The following is a 23871-nucleotide window of genomic DNA, read 5'->3' on the forward strand; positions in this document are numbered from 1 at the left end:
AGAAGGGGGGATGACGGCGAGCATGAACAGCGGTCCGTTGGCCGGTCTGCGGGTGTTGGAGTTCGCCGGCATCGGTCCCGGCCCGCATTGCGCCATGCAGCTGGCGGATATGGGAGCGGATGTCCTGCGCGTTGAGCGCCCGGGGGGCAACGGTTGGCCTAACCCCGTGGTCGATCGCGGACGATCGGTCATTACCCTGGATATCCGCACTGAGGCCGGTCGCCAGCGCTGTCTGGAGCTTGCTCAACGTGCCGACGTGCTGATTGAAGGCAATCGTCCCGGGGTGATGGAGCGTCTCGGGCTGGGTCCGGACCAGTTGTGCGCGCTCAACCCGCGGCTGGTCTATGGCCGCATGACCGGATGGGGACAGACCGGGCCTCTGGCCCGGTCCGCCGGCCACGACATCAACTATATCGCCTTGACCGGGGCGCTGGCAGCCATCGGTCCGGCGCAGGGTGAGGCGATTCCACCGCTGAATCTGGTGGGTGATTTCGGTGGCGGCTCGATGTTCCTGACGGTGGGCATTCTCGCTGCGTTGTTGGAGCGAGAACGCTCGGGGCAGGGGCAGGTGGTTGATGCTGCCATCGTCGATGGTACCGCGTCACTGATGTCGTTCTTCAGTGGTCTGTTGCCCAGCGGTCGCATTGATATGCGTCAGGGCTGCAATCTGCTCGGTGGCGCAGCGCCCTGGTACCGTTGCTACCGTTGTGCCGACGGTCGACAGATTGCTGTGGGAGCGCTGGAACCGGGGTTCTATGCTGAGCTGGTGGCGCTCACCGGGGCAGGTGAGGTGATGCAGCAGCAGGCGCAGGATGCGACTGGGCAAACATTGCAGGCCGAGCACTGGGCGCAGCTGTTTGCCCAGCGTACGCGGGACGAGTGGTGCGCATTGCTGGAGGGGACGGACGCCTGCTTCGCACCGGTGCTGGAGCTGGAAGAAGCCCGACTGCATCCCCACATGGCATCACGGGGAACCTACCAGCAGATCGATGGTGTCCTGCACAGTGCACCTGCTCCACGCTTTTCGCGCACTGCGTCAGGAATACGCTCCAGCGTTCAGCTCGATCCGGACGCTGATATCTGGAGTGAGCCCTGAGCTGTCTGACTCAGAACGGCCAGAATATCGGGATGAAGATCACTCCCAATACCCAGAAGATCAGGTTCAGCGGCAGGCCCACCTTGATGAAGTCCACGAAGCGGTAGCCGCCGGCGCTGTAGACCATGGTATTGGTCTGGTAACCGACCGGTGTGGCGAAGCTGGTGGAGGCGGCGAAGGTGACGGCGATGAGGAAGGGGGTCGGGTCGACCCCCATCAGCTTGGCTGTGGACATGCCGATAGGCGTCAGGATGACCGCCGCGGCAGCATTGCTCATGAACTCGGTAAGCAGCAGCGCCATCAGGTAGAGCACCGCCAGTACCACCAGTGGACCGAAGTCGCTGACCAGCCCCAGGGTGTTGGCCACCACGAACTCGGCGGCACCGCTCTGACTCATGGCCACTCCCAGCGGCAGCAGGCCGGCGAGCAGGATGATGATGCGCCAGTCGATGGCGTCATACACCTCGTCGGCGTCCAGACAGCCGGCCAGGGTCATGGCCACCGCCCCGACCAGAGCGGTGATCGCGATCGGTGCCCAACCGATGGCGGAGATGGCGATCACCATGATCATGGTGATCAGGGCGAAGGGGGCGCGCCAGCCCATGGGCCGGTCATGGTCGCGCTGGCTGAGCACTATGACGTTGGCGTCCTGGCGCAGCGCCGGCATCTCGCTCTCGGGCATCAGCATCAGCAGCACGTCGCCTACGTTCAGGCGCACCTCCTTGAGCTGCTTGCGTAAAACCTCGCCGCGGCGGTGCACGGCCAGGACTGTCGCGTTATGCTGCCAGCGTCGGTCCAGCACGCCCAGACTGCCGCCGATCAATCGTGAACGCGGGGCTATCATGACCTCGGTCAGCACCTGCTGGGTGCCTTCCTCCAGGGTGCGCTGACGCAGCTGGAATTCGGAGTTGATCTCCAGGCCTGTCCGGTTCTTCAGCTCATCGAGTTTCGACCAGTCGCCCCGGGCGATCAGCACGTCGCCTTCCTCCAGTACCTGGGAGCGCGGCGACCAGACCTTCTCATCGCCGCGGATCAGTTCCAGTACGTAGACGCCGAACTCCTCGCCAAGCTTGGCCTCGCCCACCGAGCTGCCGATCAGCGAGGAATCCGGCATGACCCGCAGCTCGGTGATGTACTTGCCCAGCTCGTAATGCTCCACCAGCTCGGTAGCGCGTGTGCGCGGCAGCAGCCAGCGGCCCAGCGTCAGCAGGTAGAAACACCCGGCGAAGAAGCAGATGACCCCCAGGGGGGTGAATTCGAACATGGTGAACCCGGGATGCCCCAGGTCCTTGGCCATGGCATTGACCAGCAGGTTGGTTGAGGTGCCGACCAGGGTACAGACGCCCGCCATCTGGGATACATAGGAGAGGGGGATCAGCGCCTTGGAGGCGGACATGCCGATGCTGGCCGTGGCGGTCATGACGATGGGCATGAATACCGCCACTACCGCGGTATTGTTGACGAAGGGGGCTACTACCGCGAGTACCCCGAACAGTGTGAGCAGAAACAGGAATGGCGATCTGGCCTGGCTCAGCAGTCGACCGATGCCCGACAGCGCGCCGCTGTTCTGCAGGCCGGCGGCAAGGACGAACATTGCCGCTACGGTGATGGTCGCCTGGTTGCTGAAGCCGCTCAGTGCCTGCTCCGGGTTGACCAGTGCGAGAATGGCCAGCCCCGACAGGACCAGCAGGGCCACGGCGTCGATGCGCAGTTTCTCCGTGGCAAACAACAGGACCGCCACCAGGGCGATGCCCAGTACCAGCGCGATTTCGATTGTCATGCGTGCTTCCCCCAAGCTCGTCAGCTAACGATAGCCTGTTCTCTACGCAATAGGGGAGGGGAAAAATGACAAAGCCGAGCATGAGCTCGGCTTTGTTCAGATTGGTGCCCAGGAGAAGACTCGAACTTCCACGGCCGTGAGGCCACTAGCACCTGAAGCTAGCGTGTCTACCAATTTCACCACCTGGGCGGGTACTGCAGTGGAGACTGAACAGGTTCAGTCGCCTTGAATTGGTGCCCAGGAGAAGACTCGAACTTCCACGGCCGTGAAGCCACTAGCACCTGAAGCTAGCGTGTCTACCAATTTCACCACCTGGGCATGTCTTTCGTACATCTCTGCTATGCTGAACCTGTCTGTTCCGCGGCGCAACGATGTCTTGTTGACGGCGCGAATGATACGCAGCAGGCAAAACCTTGTAAACCCCTGTTTGCAAAAATAATTCTCCCGTCGGGAAATAGTTGGTGCAAGAAACCGCGTTTCGCGGTTCAATAGGCGTCTATGACGAAAAAGACCAAACCTCAAGTCTCGGTGCCCGCACCGAGCAATGCTGTCGAGTCGAGCTCTGCCGACCCGATCAGCTGGACCGAACTGGATCCGGCAGCCCAGCGTGAAGCAGAGAAATACGATAATCCCATCCCCAGTCGCGAACTCATTCTCCGCCTCCTGGCCGAGCGTGGCGCGCCGGCGACCCGTGCCCAGTTGCAGCAGGAATTCGGGCTCTACGATGAAGACAGCATCGAGGCCCTGCGTCGGCGCCTGCGCGCCATGGAGCGCGACGGTCAGCTGATCTATACCCGCCGTGGCGCCTATGCGCCGGTGGACAAGCTCGATCTGATCAGCGGTCGGGTCCAGGGGCACCGGGACGGCTTCGGCTTCCTGGTGCCGGACGACGGCAGCGAGGATCTGTTTCTCGGTCCGGCGCAGATGCGCCTGGTATTCGATGGTGACCGGGTGCTCGGCCGGGTCACCGGTGTTGACCGCCGCGGTCGCCGTGAAGGTGCCGTTGTGGAAGTCATCGAGCGTGCCCACGAGATTCTGGTGGGGCGCTATTACGAGGAAAGCGGCATCGGCTTCGTCGCCGCGGACAACGCTCGCATCAAACAGGAAGTGGTCATCGCCCCCGGCAGCGCCGGTGGTGCCAAGCCCGGCCAGTATGTCGAGGTGCGCATCACCCACTGGCCGACCATGAGCCGTCAGGCCACCGGCGAGGTGATCGAGGTTGTCGGTGATTACATGGCGCCGGGTGTGGAGATCGAGGTTGCACTGCGCAGCTACGATATCCCCAGCGTCTGGCCCCAGGAAGTGCTCGACGAGGCAGCGAAGCTGTCCGACCAGGTGGCCGAGAAGGACAAGGCCAAGCGCGTCGACCTGCGCCATCTGCCGCTGGTGACTATCGACGGTGAAGATGCCCGCGACTTCGACGATGCGGTGTACTGCGAACCGCGCAAGGCCAGTGGCTGGCGGCTGTTCGCCGGTGGCTGGAAGCTTTACGTGGCCATCGCCGACGTTTCCCATTACGTGTCCCTGGGCTCGGCGCTGGATGCCGAGGCCGAGCTGCGCGGCACGTCGGTCTATTTCCCCAGTGAAGTGATCCCCATGCTCCCGGAGGCCATTTCCAATGGTCTCTGTTCGCTGATGCCCGGTGTCGACCGTCTGGCCATGGTCTGCGAAATGACCATCTCCAAGACCGGCGAGCTGACCGACTTCGAATTCTACGAAGCGGTCATCCATTCCCATGCGCGGCTGACCTACAACAAGGTCTCGACCATGCTGGAGCATCCGCGCAGCCGCGAGGCCAAGGCGCTGAATGAGGAGTACGCCGAGGTTCTGCCGCACCTGAAGAATCTGTACGACCTCTACAAGGCACTGGCCAAGGCCCGTCAGGGGCGTGGCGCCATCGACTTCGAAACCACCGAAACACGCATGCTGTTCGGTGAGGATCGCAAGATCGCCGAGATTCTGCCGACGGTGCGCAACGATGCGCACAAGATCATCGAGGAATGCATGCTGTGCGCCAACGTGGCCACTGCACGCTTCATGCAGGAACTGGACATTCCCGCGCTGTACCGGGTGCATGATGGGCCCAAGCCGGAGAAGGTCGAGCGACTGCGCCAGTTCCTCGGATCCATGGGGCTGTCGCTGACGCGCAAGAAGGGTGACCCGACCCCCGAGGATTATGCGGCGGTGCTGGCCAGGGTTCAGGATCGTCCTGACGCCCAGCTGATCCAGACCGTGATGCTGCGCTCTCTGAGTCAGGCGGTATACACCCCGCACAACGCCGGGCACTTCGGTCTCAACTACGAGGCCTATACGCACTTCACCTCGCCGATCCGGCGCTATCCGGACCTGCTGGTGCACCGCGCCATCCGTTCGGTGATCCGCTCTCGGCGCAAGACCGATCTGGTTCGCCGTGCCGGCGCCGGCACCCTGCCCAAGGCGGCCATCTATCCCTACGACCTTGCCGAGCTGGAGCGTCTGGGCGAGCAATGTTCGCAGAACGAGCGCCGGGCCGATGAGGCCAGTCGCGACGTGGTCAGCTGGCTCAAGTGCGAGTTCATGCAGGACAAGGTCGGGGAGAGTTTCGATGGCCTGGTCACCGCGGTGACCAGCTTCGGCCTGTTCGTCGAGCTGACTGACATCTACGTCGAGGGCCTGGTGCACATCACCGCACTGCCGGCGGACTACTACGACTTCGATGCCGTACAGCACACGCTGACCGGCGAGCGTGCCGGGCGGGTATTCCGTCTGGGTGACTCGATCCGCGTGAAGGTCGCACGGGTTGATCTCGATGAGCGCAAAATCGACTTCGAGATGGCCAGTGACGACGGCAAGGCAGACCGCGTCGACAACAGTCGTGCCGTGCGCGAGAAACTGCTCCAGGAGGCTCGCAAGGCCGGGGACAAAGGCAGTCGAAGCAATAAAGGTACGGCCAGAGAGGGGAGGTCCGGCAGCCGCGAGACGTCCAGCGGCCCGCGCAAGGGCGGCAAGGGTGGTGACACCCCCTCCGCCGGACCGCGCAAGCGCAAGGCCAGTAACAGATAAGCGACATCATCAATGAGCGACGAACACGTATACGGCCTGCACGCTGTGCAGGCCATGCTCGAGCGCGCCCCCCGGCGCGTGCGGCAGCTGCTGGTGCAGCGTGGTCGTCTGGATGCCCGCATCCAGGCGGTACTTGAGCTGGCCGCGAGCGAGTCGGTAGAGGTTGATCGGGTACTGCCCGAGGAGCTGGATCGGCTGGCCGATGGCGGTGTGCATCAGGGTGTCGTGGCCCGGGTCTCCCCGAGCCAGCTGTGGTCCGAGGAAATGCTCGGGCATCTGCTGGACAAGTTCGATGGGGTGCCTTTGCTGCTGGTGCTCGACGGTGTCACCGACCCGCACAACCTGGGCGCCTGTCTGCGCAGTGCCGATGCGGCCGGGGCGCAGGCGGTGATCATTCCCCGGGACAAGTCCGCCAGCCTGACGCCGACCGTGCGCAAGGTCGCCTGTGGTGCCGCTGAAACGGTGCCCTTGGTAGCTGTGACCAATCTGGCGCGCACGCTCAAGCAGCTGCAGCAGCGCGGTCTCTGGATCGTGGGTACGGCCGGCGAGGCCGAGCAGCTGCTGTACGATATCGATCTGGCGGTGCCTACGGTCATCGTCATGGGCGCCGAAGGTACCGGCATGCGACGTCTGACCCGCGAACACTGCGACTATCTGGCCAAGCTGCCGATGGTCGGCGCGGTGAGCAGTCTCAACGTCTCGGTTGCCGCCGGTATCTGCCTGTTCGAGGCGGTGCGACAGCGCGCGGTCCGCTGACGGACTCCTTCCGTGCGGGTGCCATGTCTCCGAGGCGGGCACCCGCTACCGCAGGAACGGCTGATTTCCTGCGGCAGTCACGCTTTTTCCTTGCCAGTTCCGGGCCACTTCTCTAGAATGGCCGCCCCAAACTGAAGTTCTACTCCTTGCCAGACCATTTGGGTGGCTGGCTATAACCCGTAAGGAGCACCTAATGCGTCATTACGAAATCGTATTTCTGGTTCATCCGGATCAGAGTGAGCAGGTCGGCGGCATGGTTGAGCGTTACACCAAGCTGATCGAAGAAGACGGCGGCAAGATCCACCGCCTGGAAGACTGGGGCCGCCGTCAACTGGCTTACCCGATCGACAAGATCCACAAAGCTCACTACATCATGCTCAACGTCGAGTGCAGCGCCAAGGCACTGGAAGAGCTGACCGAAAACTTCCGTTACAACGATGCCGTTATCCGTAACCTGGTCATCCGCCGTGACGAAGCCATCACCGAACAGTCCGACATGCTCAAGCCGGAAGATTCCGGTCGTGGCGAGCGCCGTGAGCGCCGCGAGCGTTCCGACGAGAACGACAGCGCCAACGAGGCTGACGACAGCAACGACGCTGACGACACCGACGGTGACGACGAGTAAGTTTTTCGGTTCCCATTCCAGTTAAAAAGGAGACGCTGCCATGGCACGTTTTTTCCGTCGCAGAAAGTTCTGCCGTTTTACCGCTGAAGGCGTTAAAGAGATCGATTACAAGGATCTCAACACCCTGAAGGCCTACATCACCGAAACCGGCAAGATCGTACCCAGCCGTATCACCGGTACAAAGGCCAAGTACCAGCGCCAGCTGGCCGTCGCTATCAAGCGTGCGCGCTACCTGGCCCTGCTGCCCTACACCGACAGCCACGGTCGCTGAGCAGCAGTCTGAACCTGTAATCAGGGGATACTGAACCGGTATGCGAGGTCTGGCTGAATACATCATGCGCGGCCGCAGGGAAGCCACCCTCGCGGTAGCCATAGCGGCGGCGATACCTCTGCTGTTCTGGTTCAGTGCGGCGGCCCTGGCGCTGGTCATCCTGCGTCGCGGCCTGTCCGATGCGTTACCGATTCTTGCCTGGGGTCTGCTGCCCGCAGTGGTCTGGGCGGTAGTCGGCGATCTGACCCCCGTGCTGGTGATTACCGGCACCGCCGGGCTGGCGCTGATACTGCGCCAGCACAATGAGTGGGTTCGGGTGCTGCTGCTGGCAGTACCTCTGGGATTGCTCTACGCCCTGCTGTTACTGGGAGCGCTGGGTGAACCCCTGCAAGCGCTGGCCGGCAGTTTTCGCGAGATGCTGCCGCAGCTGCTGGAGCAGATGGGCGTCCAGCTGGAAGATACGGAGCGGGCACAGCTGCTGGCCCGTCTCGACCAGCTGATGATCCCCGTGCTCGGCGGTGTGCTGGGCGCCACGCACATGCTGATGGCCCTGATCAGTCTGATGATCGGTCGGTACTGGCAGGCCGGGCTGTACAACCCCGGTGGTTTTCGCCAGGAGTTCCATCAGCTGCGACTGCCGGTCATGGCCAGTATCGGATTGCTGGTGCTGGTGGTCCTGGCGCCGCAGTGGCCGTCGCTGGCGATGTTGTCGCCGGTAGCCAGTGTGCCCTTGCTGATCGCCGGGCTGGCACTGCTGCATGGTGTTGTAGGGGCAAGGAATCTGGGTAGGGGCTGGCTGATCGGAATCTATGTTGTGCTGATTCTGTTTTTGCGCTTCGCCTACCCCCTGATTATGTTTTTGGCATTTGTAGACAGTCTGTTCGATTTTCGCTCACGCATGCGGCGCTCCGGTCCGCGCGGTGATGACGACCCGAACAGCCAAGGTTGAATTCAAAGAGGTCATCGCAATGGAAGTTATCCTGCTCGAAAAGATCGCGAATCTGGGCAGCCTGGGCGACAAGGTCGCCGTGAAGTCTGGCTATGCTCGCAATTTCCTGTTGCCGTTCGGTAAGGCAACTCCGGCCACTGCCGCCAACATCGAAGCCTTCGAAGCGCGTCGCGCTGAGCTGGAAAAGATCGCTGCCGAGAAGACTGCCGAGGCTGAAGCCCGTGCAGCCAAGCTGGCTGATCTGACCGTCACCATCGCCGCTAACGCCGGTGAGGAAGGCAAGCTGTTCGGCTCCATCGGTACCCGCGACATCGCTGATGCCGTCACCGCCGCTGGCGTTGAGCTGGAGAAGAGCGAAGTACGTCTGCCGGAAGGCCCGCTGCGCAATGTGGGTGAGTTCGACGTGGCTGTGCAGCTGCACACCGACGTTGAAACCACCGTCAAAGTGGTAGTGGTTGCCGGCTAAGCGCGACAGCGCCTTAGCAGGAGTCCGTCCGCCGCCCCGACCTGTGGTCGCGGGTCGGCGGGTGGCTCTGGTAGACTTGGACACGGTGCCTGTCTCCGACAGGCGCCGTGTTGTCGTTTTCAGCCTGCCAAATTGTCCCTGAGCTTGAGCCCATGACTGATCAGATCTATGCCCAGCGCCCCGAGTTGGACCTCCAGACTGCTGCTCTGAAAATCCCGCCGCATTCGATCGAAGCCGAACAGGCGGTCCTCGGTGGGGTCATGCTGGACAACGCTGCCTGGGAAAGGGTCGCCGAGCTGGTCAGCGAGTCCGACTTCTACCGCCATGATCATCGCCTGATCTTCCGCGCGCTGGTCGGTCTGGCGGCACGCAACCAGCCCTTCGACGTGGTCACCCTGGCCGAGGAACTGGACCGCGAAGGGCTGATCGACCAGGTCGGTGGTCTGGCCTACCTCGGTCAGCTGGCCAAGAACACGCCGTCGGCGGCCAACATAGGTGCCTACGCACAGATCATCCGCGAGCGCGCGACCATGCGCCAACTGATCAGCGTCAGCACGGAAATCACCGAGACGGCCTTCAATCCCAAGGGCATGCAGCCCAACGAGGTGCTGGACGAGGCCGAGCGCAAGATCTTCGCCATCGCCGAGAGCCGACCCAAGAGCGGTGGTCCCGAATCGGTCAATACCCTGCTGACCAAGGCCATTGACCGGATCGATACCCTGTTCAACAGCGAAGGCTCCATTACCGGGCTGTCCACCGGCTTTACCGACCTGGACAACATGACCTCGGGCCTGCAGCCGGCGGACCTGATCATCGTCGCCGGCCGCCCCTCCATGGGCAAGACCACCTTCGCCATGAACCTGGTGGAGAACGCGGTGCTGGGCAGCGACAAGGCGGTGCTGGTGTTCTCCCTGGAGATGCCCGGCGAGTCCCTGATCATGCGTATGCTGTCGTCCCTGGGGCGGATCGACCAGACCAAGGTGCGTTCCGGCCGTCTGGACGACGAGGACTGGCCGCGCCTGACCTCGGCGGTGAATCTGCTCAACGACCGCAAGCTGTTCATTGACGATACCGCCGGCCTGTCGCCGATGGAGATGCGCGCCCGGGCCCGCCGGGTCGTGCGCGAGCACGGCGACCTGTCGCTGATCATGATCGACTACCTGCAGCTGATGCGCATCGGCGGCGCCTCCTCGGAGAACCGTACCAACGAGATTTCCGAGATCTCCCGCTCGCTCAAGGCGCTGGCCAAGGAATTCAACGTGCCTGTGGTGGCACTGTCCCAGCTCAACCGCTCCCTGGAGCAACGCCCGAACAAGCGTCCGATCAACTCGGACCTGCGCGAGTCCGGTGCGATCGAGCAGGACGCGGACGTGATCATGTTCGTCTACCGGGACGAGGTCTACCACCCCGACACCCAGGACAAGGGTATCGCCGAACTGATCATCGGCAAGCAACGTAACGGGCCCATCGGCACCTGCCGCATGGCCTTCATCGGCAAGTACACACGATTTGAAAATCTCGCACCTGGCAGCTACCAGGGCGGAGAGGAATAACCCCATGGCGTTAACCATGCCCCAGGCACGGCCCCTGTTCGACTACCCCCGTTACTGGGCCGAGTGTTTCGGCCCGGCGCCCTTCCTGCCCATGAGTCGGGAGGAGATGGACCTGCTGGGCTGGGACAGCTGCGATGTGATCATCGTCACCGGCGACTCCTACGTGGATCACCCGTCCTTCGGCATGGCCATCATCGGCCGGGTGCTGGAAGCCCAGGGTTTCCGCGTCGGCATCATCAGTCAGCCGGACTGGCAGAGCAAGGATGACTTCATGAAGCTGGGCAAGCCGAATCTGTTCTTCGGTGTGGCCGCCGGCAACATGGATTCGATGATCAACCGCTACACCGCCGACCGCAAGATCCGCTCGGACGACGCCTATACAGCCGGTGGCAAGGCCGGCAAGCGGCCCGATCGGGCCAGCGTGCCCTATGCCCAGCGCTGCCGGGAGGCGTACAAGGACGTGCCTGTCATCCTCGGCGGTATCGAGGCGTCGCTGCGGCGGATCGCCCACTACGACTACTGGCAGGACAAGGTGCGCCCCTCGCTGCTGATCAACACCAAGGCCGATCTGCTGCTGTACGGCAACGCCGAGCGCGCCGTGGTCGAGGTCGCCCAGCGTCTGGCGGCCGGCGAGCCGGTGAGCAAGCTGACCGACATCCGCGGCACCGCCTTCATCCGCCGGGACACGCCCGAGGGCTGGTTCGAGCTGGACTCCACCCGCGTCGATCGCCCGGGCCGGGTAGACAAGATCATCAACCCCTACGTCAACACCCAGGATGCCGCCGCCTGCGCGGTGGAGCAGGCCAGGGGGACGGAGCCGCAGTCCGAGGAGGAGGTGCAGGTGGTCGAACTGCTGCCCCATCCGCGCATCGAGCGTGATCGCACCGTGATCCGCCTGCCGTCCTACGAGAAGGTGCGCAACGATCCGGTGCTCTATGCCCATGCCAACCGGGTACTGCATCTGGAAACCAACCCCGGCAACGCCCGGGCGCTGGTGCAGCGCCATGGTGAACGGGATGTCTGGTTCAACCCGCCGCCAGTACCCCTGACCACCGAGGAGATGGACTACGTGTTCGGGCTGCCCTACGCCCGGGTGCCGCATCCGTCCTACGGGGACGAGAAGATTCCGGCCTACGAGATGATCCGCTTCTCGGTGAACATCATGCGTGGCTGCTTCGGTGGCTGCACCTTCTGCTCCATCACCGAGCACGAGGGCCGTATCATCCAGAGCCGCTCCCATGAGTCCATCCTCCACGAGATCGAGGAGATGCGGGACAAGGTCCCCGGCTTCACCGGTACCGTGTCCGACCTGGGCGGACCGACCGCCAACATGTATCGGCTGGCCTGCAAGAGCCGCGAGATCGAAGCCTCCTGCCGCAAGCCGTCCTGTGTCTGGCCCGGGGTCTGCGAGAACCTGAACACCGATCATTCCTCGTTGATCGGACTGTATCGAAAGGCCCGGGAGCTGCCCGGGGTGAAGCGTGTGCTGATCGCCTCCGGATTGCGTTACGACCTGGCGGTGCGCTCGCCTGAGTATGTCAAGGAGCTGGTCACCCATCACGTCGGCGGCTACCTGAAGATTGCCCCCGAGCATACCGAGGAAGGCCCCCTGTCGAAGATGATGAAGCCGGGGATAGGCACCTACGATACCTTCAAGCGGATGTTCGACAAGTTCAGCCGGGAGGCGGGCAAGGAGCAGTACCTGATCCCGTACTTCATCGCGGCCCACCCGGGGACCACCGACGAGGACATGATGAACCTGGCCCTGTGGCTCAAGCGCAACGGTTTCCGTGCCGACCAGGTGCAGGCCTTCTATCCCTCGCCGATGGCCACGGCCACCGCCATGTACCACTCGGGCAAGAACCCGCTGCGCCGGGTGGATTACAAGAGCGAGGCTGTGGGCACGGTCAAGGGCGAGCGCCAGCGCCGGCTGCACAAGGCCTTCCTGCGCTACCATGACCCGAAGAACTGGCCGCTGCTGCGCGAGGCCCTGACCGAGATGGGGCGTGCCGATCTGATCGGCAACAGCAAGCAGCATCTGATTCCGACCTGGCAGCCGGCGGTGGAGGGGCAGGGTGCTGCCCGTTCAGGCGCGGGGCGGGGCCGACCGGTGAAGGGCCGTCTGCTCACCCAGCATACCGGTCTGCCGCCCCGCGACACCGGTGCTGGCCGGCGCAGCAAGCGCGGGGGAGGCCGTCCGGCACGCTGAGCCGGCGTCTATGGCGGTCATTGAGAGGATTCAATGGCCGCCACCCGCAGGCTCGGCGAAGATGAACGGGAACTCACCGAGGAGGGACTGTCATGAGCCTGAATGCACTTGCCCGCCAGTTGCTGGCCACCTACGCTGCCGCCTGCAGCGGGGCCAGTCTGAACGAAACGTCTGCGCCTGAGCTGTAATGTCTAGCTGACCCGGCCCGGTCGGCGCGATGCCTTCCAGTGATTGAGCAGCGCTTCGAGCTGGGCCAGCTCCACCGGCTTGGCCATGTGTCCGGTCATTCCGGCCTGGCGAGCGCGCTCCCGGTGCTCGGGCAGGATGTGTGCGGTCAAGGCGATGATGGGCACCGGTGACATGGCCTGCCGCTGCTCCCAGTCGCGGATATGTCTGGTCGCCGTGAAGCCGTCCATGCCCTGCATCTCGCAGTCCATCAGCACCAGATCGTAATTGCCGCTCTGAACCGCCTGTACCGCCTTTTCCCCGTTGTTCACCGCATCGCAGGAGACCTTCAGCCGTGCCAGCATGCCCTGGATCACGCGGCTGGATATGGCGTTGTCTTCGGCCACCAGCACCTGGAAGTCCGATTCGGACGCCTCACCGGGCTCCTCGACGGCGGGGGTCACCCGGCTGCGTTGCTTGAACTGCAACCATTCATCGATCAGGGTGGTACGCAGGGTGTAACCGGACACCGGCTTGTTCAGTACCCGGCGGATGCCGGCATTGCGGGCGATGATGCGACTCGGCAGCTGATTGATGCCGGTGAGCATGATGATCAGCAGGTCGTCGCCGATCAGCGGGTCGTCCTTGATCTTGCTGGCCAGCTCCAGACCGGTCATCCCGGGCATCGACTGGTCCAGCAGCAGGATGTCGAAGGGATTGTTCAGGTTGGCCTGGGCCCTCAGCATGGCCAGGGCCTCGCGGCCGCTGGCTGCGGTGCGGGGCAGCATGTGCCAGGCACTGGCCTGTTGCTGCAGCACCTTGCGGCAGGTGGCGTTGTCATCGACGATGAGGATGTTCAGGTCGGTCAGGCACTGGCTCTGGCGGCTGGAGTCATCCGGGGTGTCGATGAGCTCGGCCGGCAGGGTGATCCAGATGGAGTTGCCCTGCTCGGAGGACTCCTTGATGCCGATCTGCCCACCCATCATGCGCACCAGTTGCTGGGAGATGTACAGTGACAGCTGCCCCTGGCGTTCCATCATGTCCACCAGCAGGCCGGTGGGGGCGGCTGCCTCGAGCAGGCTGCCGCGTGCCTCGGCGCCCATGGGGTGACCGGTATCCTGCACCACCAGCCGCAGGGTCTGCGAGCCGTCGGCCTGCTCCTCGGCAGCCACCACCAGCAGTATCTCGCCTTCCTCGGTGTTGGCATTGGCGTTGTTCAGCAGGCTCATGATGATCTGCCGCAGCCGGGCCGAGTCGCCTTCCATGGAGCGCGGAACATCCGGATGGATGAAGCTGATCAGCTCGACCGGCTGGTGATTGAGGCGGGTACGGCAGTTCTCCAGACAGTCATCGATCAGCGAATGCAGGTCGAAGCGCATCTTCTCCAGGGTCAGTTGCCCGGATTCCAGGCGGGACAGATCCAGGACATCGTTGATCAAATTGAGCAGGTCGTTGCCGGAGCTGTGGATGGTCTGCACATAATCGCGCTGCTTGGACGACAGTGCGGTGTCCAGCAACAGCTCGGACATGCCCAGCACGCCGTTCATGGGGGTGCGCAGCTCATGGCTGATGCGGGCCAGGAAGCGGATCCGCGCCTCGCGGTGCTCCCTGGCCGAGGCCTGCTCATGCTGCTGCGTGATCTGGATCAGAGTGTGGGCCTGCTGCTGACGGAACTGGCTCCACGAATAGCACAACAGGGAACCCCACAGCAGCAGGTCGGTCAGGTGCTGGGTGATTCCATGGGGCGGCAGGCCGAGCAGTTGCTCCAGCAGCCAGCTGGAGGTCAGCAGCAGGGTACCGGCGGTGAACAGCGGGTCGACCGGATTGCGGCGCACCAGGGCCACCGCGATGAGCGCCAGCATCAGTCCCGGCAGCACAATGCGCAGCCCGGACAGCACCATCTGGATGCTGGCTGGCTGGGCAATGCTGATCGACAGGATCAGGGTGCCGACCACCAGAATGATGATGCGTTCGGCGCGGCTCCCGGTGGTGCCGGGCAGGGGCATGGCACCGTGCAGCCCGGCGCTGAGCACGATGAAGCCGGCCAGGCTCAGCAGATTGCCGGTCTGGCCATGCAGGAAACTCCAGTTGTGCAGGGCCCAGCCCACGCCGGTCAAGCCGCTGAGGGCGAACAGCGCCGCGCTGATGCCCAGCAGCAGATGCAGCGGATCGCGACGCAGGGTTCCCAGTAGCAGGGCGGTCAGAGCGGTGCCCAGCAGCAGGCCGACGAGAATGCCCTGCACCGACTGGTGGCGTATGTGCACCCGGGTGACCTCGCTCAGCGGCACCATGGTCAGGTGGGTGGTCATGGGGTAGTCATTCTGCAGCCGCACCAGCAGCTTCTTGCCGTCCCTCTCGGTGACGTTAATCGGGAAGGCGAAGCCGCCATGGGGCAGGGGAATGCTGGCGCGGGGATCAGCGATGCCGGATGAATGGCTGACCCGCAGCAGGTCGTCCTGCAGCAGATAGACGTTGATGCGGGCAATGCTGGGGTTGTGCAGTTCCAGCAGGTAGGTGGTGGCGTGCTCCAGCGGCACGTTGATCCACAGCGCGGCACCGGCGCCCGGAACCTTCAGCGGACTTTCCGCCGTGGGCACGAAGAGATTGGCGTAGCGGTTGGAGAGGATATCGTTGAGCGTCAGCTGGCCGCTGGTATCCACGAAGGACTGATAACCCTCGGGCGCACCGGCATTACTGGGCCAGCAGCTGCCGACAAGCAGCCACAGGCCCAGCAGAGCGCTGAGCAAAACTCCGAGCGTACGCTTCACGTTACCTGTCCTGTCCCTGGTCAATCCAGCACCTATTCTGCGGAGGGGGAACGCTCAGTGCAAGGCTGGCAGGACGACGTCCTGCCATCCCCCGATGATCTGCGCGCCGGATGGTGCGAACGGCGCGCAGCATCTGCTCAGCTTTCCCGCTGGATGGCCCGATAACCGATATCCGAGCGGTAGAAGCAGCCATCCCAGTGGATCGCTTTGGCCAGCGCATAGGCACCCTGTTGCGCGGCCTGGACGTTGCCGCCCAGCGCGGTGGCGCAGAGTACCCGACCGCCCTGGGTCACTACCTGGCCGTCGCGCAGCGCGGTGCCGGCGTGGAAGACCTTGCCGTCCGGACTGGTTGCCTGCGCCAGGCCGCTGATCACATCTCCCTTGCGGTAGTCGCCGGGGTAGCCGCCGGCGGCCAGCACCACGCCCAGACTCGGGCGCGGATCCCACTGGGCCCGGGTCTGGTCCAGCCGGCCGTCCAGGGCGGCCTCGACCAGCTCCACCAGGCTGCTCTGCAGACGCAGCATGATCGGCTGGGTTTCGGGATCGCCGAAGCGGCAGTTGAACTCGATGACCTTGGGCGCGCCGCTGCGGTCGATCATCAGACCGGCGTAGAGGAAACCGGTGTAGACGTTGCCCTCGGCGGCCATGCCGCGCACGGTCGGCCAGATGATCTCGTCCATCACCCGCCGGTGGACCGCATCGGTGACCACGGGCGCCGGGGAGTAGGCGCCCATGCCGCCGGTGTTGGGGCCGGTGTCGCCGTCGCCGACGCGCTTGTGATCCTGGCTGGTGGCCATGGGCAGCACGTTGCTGCCATCGACCATGACGATGAAGCTGGCTTCCTCGCCATCGAGGAATTCCTCGATGACCACCCGGGAACCGGCCTCACCGAAGGCGTTGCCCGACAGCATGTCGCGCACGGCGGCTTCGGCTTCCTCGAGGGTCATGGCGACAATCACGCCCTTGCCGGCGGCCAGACCATCGGCCTTGATGACGATGGGAGCACCCTTCTCGCGCAGGTAGGCCAGGGCCGGCTCCACCTCGGTGAAGTTGGCGTAGCTGGCGGTGGGAATGCCATGACGGGCCAGGAAATCCTTGGTGAAGGCCTTGGAGCCTTCCAGCTGGGCGGCGCCGGCGGTGGGGCCGTAGCATTTCAGCCCGCGCTCGCGGAACAGATCCACCACCCCGGCCACCAGGGGGGCCTCGGGGCCGACGATGGTCAGCTCGACATTGGCTGCGGCAAAGTCGGCCAGCCTGTCCAGTTCCAGCACGTCGATGGCGACGTTCTCGCACTTGGCCTCGGTGGCGGTGCCGGCGTTACCCGGAGCGACAAACACCTTCTCCACGCGCGCATCCTGGGCCACCTTCCACGCCAGCGCGTGCTCACGCCCGCCACTGCCGATAATCAATACGTTCATTCTGTTACCTCAAACCTGTATCTGGGGTTGCTCAGTGGCGGAAGTGGCGCATTCCGGTAAACACCATGGCAATGTCCGCTTCGTCGGCCGCCGCAATGACTTCCTCGTCACGGATCGAGCCGCCGGGCTGGATCACCGCGCGGATACCGGCGGCGGCCGCATTCTCTATGCCGTCCCGGAACGGGAAGAAGGCATCGGAGGCCATCACTGCACCGGCTACCTGCAGGCCGGCATGTTCGGCCTTGATCGCGGCAATGCGGGCAGAGTTGACCCGGCTCATCTGACCGGCGCCGACGCCCACGGTCTGGCGATTCCTGGCGTAGACGATGGCGTTGGACTTGACGAACTTGGCCACTTTCCAGGCGAAAATCAGGTCGTGGATTTCCTGCTCGGTGGGTGCCCGCCTGGTGACTACCTTGAGGTCGGCTTCGGTGATCATGCCGGTATCCCGGCTCTGCACCAGCAGGCCGCCGTTGACCCGCTTGTAGTCCAGGTCCTGAACCCGCTCAGCCGGCCACTGGCCGCATTCGAGCAGACGCACGTTGGCCTTGGCCGCGACCACTTCGCGGGCTTCGGCGCTGACGCTGGGGGCAATGATGACCTCGACGAACTGGCGCTCGACGATGGCGCTGGCGGTGGCGGCGTCCAGCTCGCGGTTGAAGGCGATGATGCCGCCGAAGGCCGACTCGCTGTCGGTGGCAAAGGCCAGATCATAAGCCTTGCGGATGCCCCCCTCGTCTTCGGGAACCACAGCCACGCCGCAGGGGTTGGCGTGCTTGACGATGACGCAGGCCGGCTTGGTGAAACTCTTCACGCATTCCAGAGCGGCATCGGTGTCGGCGACGTTGTTGTAGGACAGCTCCTTGCCCTGCAGCTGGACCGCGGTGGCGATGCCGGCTTCGGCCGGTTGGGCCTCACGGTAGAAGGCCGCGCTCTGGTGCGGGTTCTCACCGTAGCGCATGTCCTGTGCCTTGATGAACTGGGTGTTGAAGGTGCGCGGGAAGGCGGCGCGGTCTTCGGTGCTCAGGGTGTCGCGGGTCTGGTCGATGGTGCCCAGGTAGTTGGCGATCATGCCGTCATAGGCGGCGGTGTGCTCGAAGGCCTTCAGCGCCAGATCGAAGCGCTGGGCATAGGTCAGGCCGCCGTCCCGCAGGCTGGCCAGCACGTTACCATAGTCGTCGGCGTTGACCACGATGGCAACATCCTTGTGGTTCTTGGCGGCGGAGCGGACCATGGTCGGGCCGCCGATATCGATGTTCTCGATCGCCTCGGGCAGGGTGCAGCCCGGCTTGGCCACGGTTGCGGCGAAGGGATAGAGGTTGACCACCACCATGTCGATCGGCTGGATACCGTGCTCAGCCATGACCGCGCCGTCCAGATCGCGGCGACCGAGAATGCCGCCATGGATCTTCGGGTGCAGGGTTTTCACCCGGCCATCCATCATTTCCGGGAAGCCGGTGTAGTCGGCTACTTCCACGACGTTGATGTTGTTGTCGCGCAGCAGCTTCCAGGTGCCGCCGGTGGAAAGGATTTCCACGCCCAGGGCGCTGAGTTCACGGGCGAAGTCGACAACGCCGGTCTTGTCGGAAACGCTGATCAGCGCACGACGTACCGGCAGGCGGGTGGTTTGGTCGGTCATTGCAATTCCATCAGGGTTGATAAAAAAGGGTTACAGCAGGCCGTACTGCTTGAGCTTCTTGCGCAGGGTGCCGCGGTTGAGACCCAGGACCTCGGAAGCGCGGGTCTGGTTGCCCCGGACATAATCCATGACGCTCTCCAGCAGGGGCGCCTCGACTTCGGCCAGCACCATGTTGTACACGTCGGTCACGTCCTGGCCGTCAAGGTGCTCGAAGTAGTTGCGCAGGGCCAGTTCCACGCTGTCGCGCAGGGTCTGGGGGGCCGTCAGCGCACCCGTGGCAGGAGTCGGCATGTCGGGGTCGGTGGTGTCGGTCACGGTAGGATTTCCGTATTTCAGGGCTGTGGTTACGTCGTTCATGCCGCGAGGCCTCCTTCCATCAAACGGGCGAAGAAATGCTGGATTGCCTGGCGCTGCTCATCACCGCACTCCATGCGGTTGAAGCTGCGACGGAACTCGTCCGCGCCGGGTAACGACTGCAATTGCCAGCCCGCATGCTTGCGGGCAATGCGCACACCCTGCTCGGGGCCGTAGAACTCGTGCAGGGCGTCCAGATGCTGCAGCAACAGCTGCTGCTGCCAGGCCAGGCCGGGCTCGGCCGGTACCTCGCCATGGCGCAGATAGTGTTCGATCTCGCGGAAGATCCAGGGCCGGCTCTGGGCCGCCCGACCTATCATGACCGCGTCGGCCCCGGTGTACTCCAGAACCTGTCTGGCCTTCTGCGGGGAGTCGATATCCCCGTTGGCAAACAGTGGAATGCGGATGGCCTGTCGGATTTCGGCGATGGTGTCATATTCGGCCTCGCCGGTATACAGCTGGTTGCGGGTGCGACCATGAACCGCAAGGGCCTGAATGCCGCTCTGCTCGGCTATGCGGGCCACCCGCACGCCATTGCGGCTGTCTTCGTCCCAGCCGGTGCGGATCTTCAGGGTGACCGGAATATCCACGGCGGCGACCACCGCCTCGAGAATCTCGGCCACCAGCAGCTCGTCGCGCAGCAGGGCGGAGCCGGCGGCCTTGTTGCACACCTTCTTGGCCGGGCAGCCCATGTTGATATCGATGATCTCGGCCCCGTTGTCACGGTTCCTGCGGGCAGCATCGGCCATCATCTGGGGATCACCACCGGCGATCTGCACCGAGCGGGGGCCGGGTTCGCCGCGGTGGTCCAGACGCTGGCGGGACTTGCGGCTGTGCCACAGGCGTGTGTCGCTGGTGACCATCTCGGAGACCACCAGCCCGGCACCCAGCTGCCGGCACATGCGGCGGAACGGACGATCCGTAACGCCGGCCATGGGGGCCAGGATTGCGCGGCTGGTAACTTGATGGGGTCCGATCTTGATCACAGCTGGCCTATCCCTGTACTCCGCGGTCAATGGTGCATGCCCCAGAACTGCAGGCATGTTCGGGCTGGGTCAGAAAAAGTGAAGAGGGCGGCTATCATACCCGCTACCGGCATCCATATAAAGACTGTCTGGCTGAAATTTGACCAGCTGCTCAGGGGCTGAGAAATTCCAGACGGTAGCTGTGGGCCTGTGTTCCGGGATCGAGCATGCTCAGCCCGATATGTATGGGGGTCTGTGGAGGCATCAGCCGGACGCCGGCCAGCTCCCCGGACAGATACTCCTCCGGTCGGAAACGGCGACTGGCAACCTGGCGGCCGCCGGTGTCGGCAAACTGCATCTCCAGCACCGGGAAGGGCTGCTCGAAGTCGGCCCGGTTGTACAGGATCACGTCAATGGCCAGGGCGTTGGGAAATTCGGGGTGGGGCCGAACCAGCAGGTTGGCGCTGCGGATGCGGCTGATGTCGACCCGTGCCGGCAGTTCGCAGCGGGCCAGCAGGCACAGGTTTTCCAGCCAGGGCCGGGTGCTCTCGTGGCGGGCCAGGGCATCGAAGTGGTAGTAGAGATACTGAGCCGGCAGCGCCGCCAGGGCTACCAGGGTAAGCACTGTCCACAGCCAGCCGGGGGCGCGGCGACGCCGGCCGGCTGTCACCAGCAGGTCTTCCTCGAGCATGGCCAGGTTGAGCGGGGTGACCTCGGGCTCCCGGCGCGGGTCCGGGTCGGCCTCATCCAGCCCGGCTGGCTCCATCGCCGCAGAAACAAGGTCCGGCGCGTCCTGCTCCGGCTCGGCGACCAGCTCATCATCGGCTTCGCTGTCGAGGTGCGATGACTGCTGTTCCGCATTCCGTGGCGGCTCGGGCTGAGGCGTCGTTTCCACCTCGGTGTCCGTCGGTCCGTTTGCGTCCCTGGCAGCGTCAGGCTGATCCCGGTGGAAGATACCCCGGTCGGCATAGCCTTCGGTGTCGCTGAGCACTGCGGAGAGACCGCTGCGCTGGTGGTCGAAGTCGGGACCGAAGTCCCGGGCCGGTGGTGTGGTGAGGAACTCCTCATGCAGATCGGCGAATGGGCCGGCCGGGGTGATCTCGTCGATGATCGACTCGTCCAGGCCGAGGGCGGCCAGGTCCGGTTCGTCCAGATCATCGTCGAGCAGGCCGTCCCGCGGCGGCGGGGCAGCAGGTGATGGGGGCTGCGCAGTGTCCATGACCGGAGCGGGTGTGACCGGCCGCAGGGCGGCCGCGGCATCGGCAGCATGGAAGACTTCCAGGCAGGCACCGCAGCGCACATGCCCACCGGCAACACCCAGCTGCTCCGGGGTCAACCGGAAACGGGTCTGGCAATGGGGGCATTGGGTGACCAGCAGCTCGCTCATGATATGACCGGATCCTTCAGTCGTTGATCATCTGCTGCCCGCGGGGGACGGCTGCGGCATATTGTGCCTGCAACTGTCTCACGGCGCCACGCCCCGGCGCACGCCGGTGACCCGGATCCAGCCGTCCTTCTCGGCCACCGGGTCCAGCTCGAAAGCGTCGCGATAGGCTGCCAGGATCTCTTCGGTTTGCTCGGCCAGAATGCCGGACAGGGCAATGCGCCCGCCCGGTCTGACCAGGGAGATCAGCTGCGGTGCCAGGCTGACCAGGGGGCCGGCGAGGATGTTGGCCAGCAGCAGGTCGGCCGGCTCGGCGGGCATGGCCTCGGGCAGATACAGGGGAAAACGCTCATCGGCGATGCCGTTGCGCTGGGCGTTGTCCCGGGAAGCCTCAAGGGCCTGGGGATCGATATCGGTGCCGGTGACCCGTTCGGCCCCCAGCAGCAGCGCGGCAATGGCGAGGATGCCGGAGCCGCAGCCGAAATCGATTGCGTTCAGGCCGCGCACGTCCTGTCCATCCAGCCACTCCAGGCACAGGGCGGTGGTCGGGTGGGTGCCGGTGCCGAAGGCCAGGCCCGGGTCCAGCAGCAGGTTGACCGCCTGGGAGTCCGGCGCCTCGTGCCAGCTGGGCACTATCCACAGCCGCCGGCCGAAGCGCATCGGCTGGAAATTGTCCATCCAGCTGCGTTCCCAGTCCTGGTCGGCAATGTCCTCGAACTGGTATTCGGGCAACGGCTGCTGCCACAGCTGTTGCAGGAGATCGAGCAGCGGCTGGCGCTCGGTATCGGCCTCGAACAGGGCCAGCAGGTGGGTATGCTGCCACAGGGGTGTGGTGCCCAGGTCCGGCTCGAAGATCGGCTGGTCCTCGGCGTCCATGAAGGTGACCGAGACGGCGCCCAGTCCCAGCAGCAGGTCCTCCATGGGCTCGGCCTGTTCCGGAGTGATGGCAAGACGCAGTTGCAACCAGGGCATAGGGGCTTCCTTCAGAAAGTTCGTGCTGTCAGCGTGGGTCTCGGCAGAAACGACAAGGGGAGCGACAGGTCGCTCCCCTCAACACGAATCATACTCGTGATACTGCGGTCGGTCAGCTGATGCCGAGTTTCTTTTCCAGGTAGTGGATGTTCACGCCACCCTTGCAGAAACCCTCATCGCGTACCAGCTCCCGGTGCAGCGGGGTGTTGGTCTTGATGCCGTCGACCACCAGCTCGTCCAGGGCATTGCGCATCCGCGCCATCGCCTCGTCACGGGTGGCGCCGTAGGTGATCAGCTTGCCGACCAGCGAGTCGTAGTTCGGCGGTACCTTGTAACCGCTGTACAGGTGCGAGTCGACCCGTACGCCGTTACCGCCCGGCGCGTGGAAGAAGCTCACGGTACCCGGGCTGGGCAGGAAACTGGTGGGGTCTTCGGCGTTGATCCGGCACTCGATGGCGTGCCCGCGGATGACCACATCCTCCTGCTTCAGGCTCAGGGGCAGGCCGCCACAGACCTTGATCTGCTCCTTGAGGATGTCGATACCGGTGACCATCTCGGAGATCGGATGCTCCACCTGGATACGGGTGTTCATCTCGATGAAGAAGAACTGACCGTCCTCGTAGAGAAACTCGAAGGTGCCGGCGCCGCGGTAACCCAGCTCGATACAGGCCTGTACGCAGCGGGCCTGGACTTCGGCACGGGCCTTCTCGTCAACGCCCGGGGCAGGCGCTTCCTCGATGATCTTCTGGTGGCGGCGCTGCAGCGAGCAGTCCCGATCGCCCAGATGAATGGCATTGCCCTGACCGTCGGACAGCACCTGAACTTCCACGTGACGGGGATTGGTCAGGAACTTCTCCAGGTAGACCATGGGGTTGCCGAAGGCGGCGCCAGCCTCGGTGCGGGTCAGACGGATCGACTTGATCAGATCCTCTTCCTTGTGCACCACGCGCATGCCACGGCCGCCACCACCACCGGAAGCCTTGATGATCACCGGGTAGCCGACACGCTTGGCGATCTGCAGGCACTTCTGCTCGTCTTCCGGCAGCGGGCCATCGGAACCGGGCACCGTGGGTACGCCGGCCTTCTTCATTGCCTCGATGGCCGACACCTTGTCCCCCATCAGGCGGATCACGTCGGCGCTGGGGCCGATGAAGGTGAAGCCGGAACGCTCGATCTGTTCGGCAAAATCGGCGTTTTCCGCGAGGAAACCGTAGCCGGGGTGGATGGCGTCGGCACCGGTCACCTCGGCCGCACTGATGATGCGCGGAATGTTCAGGTAGGACTCGGTGGCAATGGCCGGACCTATGCACACGGTCTCGTCGGCCATGGCCAGGTGCATGAGTTCACGGTCGGCGGTGGAATGCACCGCCACTGTCTTCAACCCCAGCTCCTTGCACGCACGGATGATGCGCAGTGCAATCTCGCCGCGGTTGGCTATGAGTACTTTCTGCATCGCAGC

General features: G+C 64.1%; 17 protein-coding genes, 2 tRNA genes and 1 pseudogene. 9 read left to right on the forward strand and 11 right to left on the reverse strand.

The annotated features are described in order from the left end of the window. Nucleotides 1-10 precede the first annotated feature (10 nt). Nucleotides 11-1096, forward strand: a complete 1086-nt coding sequence (locus BM046_RS02180) for a CaiB/BaiF CoA transferase family protein (RefSeq protein ID WP_090536515.1) — start codon at nucleotides 11-13, stop codon at nucleotides 1094-1096. 10 nt (nucleotides 1097-1106) lie between these two features. Here BM046_RS02180 and BM046_RS02185 read toward each other — a convergent pair whose 3' ends face one another. From BM046_RS02185 to BM046_RS02195, 3 genes are all read right to left on the reverse strand, one after another. After that, on the reverse strand, nucleotides 1107-2876 hold the full coding sequence (locus tag BM046_RS02185) for an SLC13 family permease (protein WP_090536517.1): 1770 nt from the start codon (nucleotides 2874-2876) through the stop codon (nucleotides 1107-1109). A gap of 102 nt (nucleotides 2877-2978) precedes the next feature. Further along, nucleotides 2979-3065: transfer RNA gene (locus BM046_RS02190), tRNA-Leu, on the reverse strand. A gap of 42 nt (nucleotides 3066-3107) precedes the next feature. Beyond that, a tRNA-Leu gene (locus tag BM046_RS02195) sits at nucleotides 3108-3194 on the reverse strand. A gap of 180 nt (nucleotides 3195-3374) precedes the next feature. On the opposite strand from BM046_RS02195, the gene rnr reads away from it, so the two are divergent. The 8 genes and pseudogenes from rnr to BM046_RS02235 all read left to right on the forward strand — a co-directional run. Then, on the forward strand, nucleotides 3375-5918 hold the full coding sequence (rnr, locus tag BM046_RS02200) for a ribonuclease R (protein WP_090536518.1): 2544 nt from the start codon (nucleotides 3375-3377) through the stop codon (nucleotides 5916-5918). Nucleotides 5919-5930: 12 nt separating this feature from the next. After that, nucleotides 5931-6674: a 23S rRNA (guanosine(2251)-2'-O)-methyltransferase RlmB gene (gene rlmB, locus BM046_RS02205; protein WP_090536520.1), complete on the forward strand. Its 744-nt coding sequence runs from the start codon at nucleotides 5931-5933 to the stop codon at nucleotides 6672-6674. Between the two features lie 193 nt (nucleotides 6675-6867). Further along, nucleotides 6868-7299, forward strand: a complete 432-nt coding sequence (gene rpsF, locus BM046_RS02210; protein ID WP_090536522.1) for a 30S ribosomal protein S6 — start codon at nucleotides 6868-6870, stop codon at nucleotides 7297-7299. 40 nt (nucleotides 7300-7339) lie between these two features. Further along, nucleotides 7340-7570, forward strand: coding sequence for a 30S ribosomal protein S18 (gene rpsR, locus BM046_RS02215; RefSeq protein ID WP_090536524.1), 231 nt, complete (start codon nucleotides 7340-7342; stop codon nucleotides 7568-7570). Nucleotides 7571-7610: 40 nt separating this feature from the next. Then, entirely contained in the window at nucleotides 7611-8519 is a 909-nt protein-coding gene (locus BM046_RS02220) for a YybS family protein (RefSeq protein ID WP_090536526.1), read from the forward strand. Between the two features lie 19 nt (nucleotides 8520-8538). After that, the gene (gene rplI / locus BM046_RS02225) at nucleotides 8539-8985 is read left to right on the forward strand and encodes a 50S ribosomal protein L9 (RefSeq protein WP_090536528.1); all 447 of its coding nucleotides are present in this window, start codon (nucleotides 8539-8541) and stop codon (nucleotides 8983-8985) included. A gap of 152 nt (nucleotides 8986-9137) precedes the next feature. Beyond that, on the forward strand, nucleotides 9138-10538 hold the full coding sequence (gene dnaB, locus BM046_RS02230; RefSeq protein WP_090536530.1) for a replicative DNA helicase: 1401 nt from the start codon (nucleotides 9138-9140) through the stop codon (nucleotides 10536-10538). A 16-nt stretch (nucleotides 10539-10554) separates the two neighbouring features. Continuing rightward, a pseudogene (locus BM046_RS02235) lies at nucleotides 10555-12726 on the forward strand (YgiQ family radical SAM protein); the annotation flags it as partial. Nucleotides 12727-12938: 212 nt separating this feature from the next. On the opposite strand, the gene BM046_RS02240 reads toward BM046_RS02235, so the two are convergent. From BM046_RS02240 to accC, 8 genes are all read right to left on the reverse strand, one after another. Then, on the reverse strand, nucleotides 12939-15680 hold the full coding sequence (locus BM046_RS02240) for a response regulator (RefSeq protein ID WP_143084134.1): 2742 nt from the start codon (nucleotides 15678-15680) through the stop codon (nucleotides 12939-12941). A 137-nt stretch (nucleotides 15681-15817) separates the two neighbouring features. Next, nucleotides 15818-17098, reverse strand: a complete 1281-nt coding sequence (gene purD / locus BM046_RS02245; RefSeq protein WP_090536536.1) for a phosphoribosylamine--glycine ligase — start codon at nucleotides 17096-17098, stop codon at nucleotides 15818-15820. A gap of 31 nt (nucleotides 17099-17129) precedes the next feature. Then, nucleotides 17130-18737, reverse strand: coding sequence for a bifunctional phosphoribosylaminoimidazolecarboxamide formyltransferase/IMP cyclohydrolase (gene purH, locus BM046_RS02250; protein ID WP_090536538.1), 1608 nt, complete (start codon nucleotides 18735-18737; stop codon nucleotides 17130-17132). A 30-nt stretch (nucleotides 18738-18767) separates the two neighbouring features. Further along, a complete protein-coding gene (gene fis / locus BM046_RS02255) occupies nucleotides 18768-19028 on the reverse strand; it encodes a DNA-binding transcriptional regulator Fis (RefSeq protein WP_090536881.1) in 261 nt (86 codons plus the stop codon). A gap of 62 nt (nucleotides 19029-19090) precedes the next feature. Then, complete coding sequence (gene dusB, locus BM046_RS02260) at nucleotides 19091-20134, reverse strand: tRNA dihydrouridine synthase DusB (RefSeq protein ID WP_090536540.1); 1044 nt, start codon at nucleotides 20132-20134, stop codon at nucleotides 19091-19093. A 94-nt stretch (nucleotides 20135-20228) separates the two neighbouring features. Continuing rightward, the gene (locus tag BM046_RS02265; RefSeq protein ID WP_090536542.1) at nucleotides 20229-21443 is read right to left on the reverse strand and encodes a DUF3426 domain-containing protein; all 1215 of its coding nucleotides are present in this window, start codon (nucleotides 21441-21443) and stop codon (nucleotides 20229-20231) included. A gap of 78 nt (nucleotides 21444-21521) precedes the next feature. Continuing rightward, nucleotides 21522-22412, reverse strand: coding sequence for a 50S ribosomal protein L11 methyltransferase (prmA, locus tag BM046_RS02270; RefSeq protein ID WP_090536544.1), 891 nt, complete (start codon nucleotides 22410-22412; stop codon nucleotides 21522-21524). Nucleotides 22413-22524: 112 nt separating this feature from the next. Continuing rightward, entirely contained in the window at nucleotides 22525-23865 is a 1341-nt protein-coding gene (gene accC / locus BM046_RS02275) for an acetyl-CoA carboxylase biotin carboxylase subunit (protein ID WP_090536546.1), read from the reverse strand. Between the last annotated feature and the right edge of the window lie 6 nt (nucleotides 23866-23871).

The organism is Halopseudomonas formosensis (assembly GCF_900115905.1).
GTDB classification, from domain to species: domain Bacteria; phylum Pseudomonadota; class Gammaproteobacteria; order Pseudomonadales; family Pseudomonadaceae; genus Halopseudomonas; species Halopseudomonas formosensis.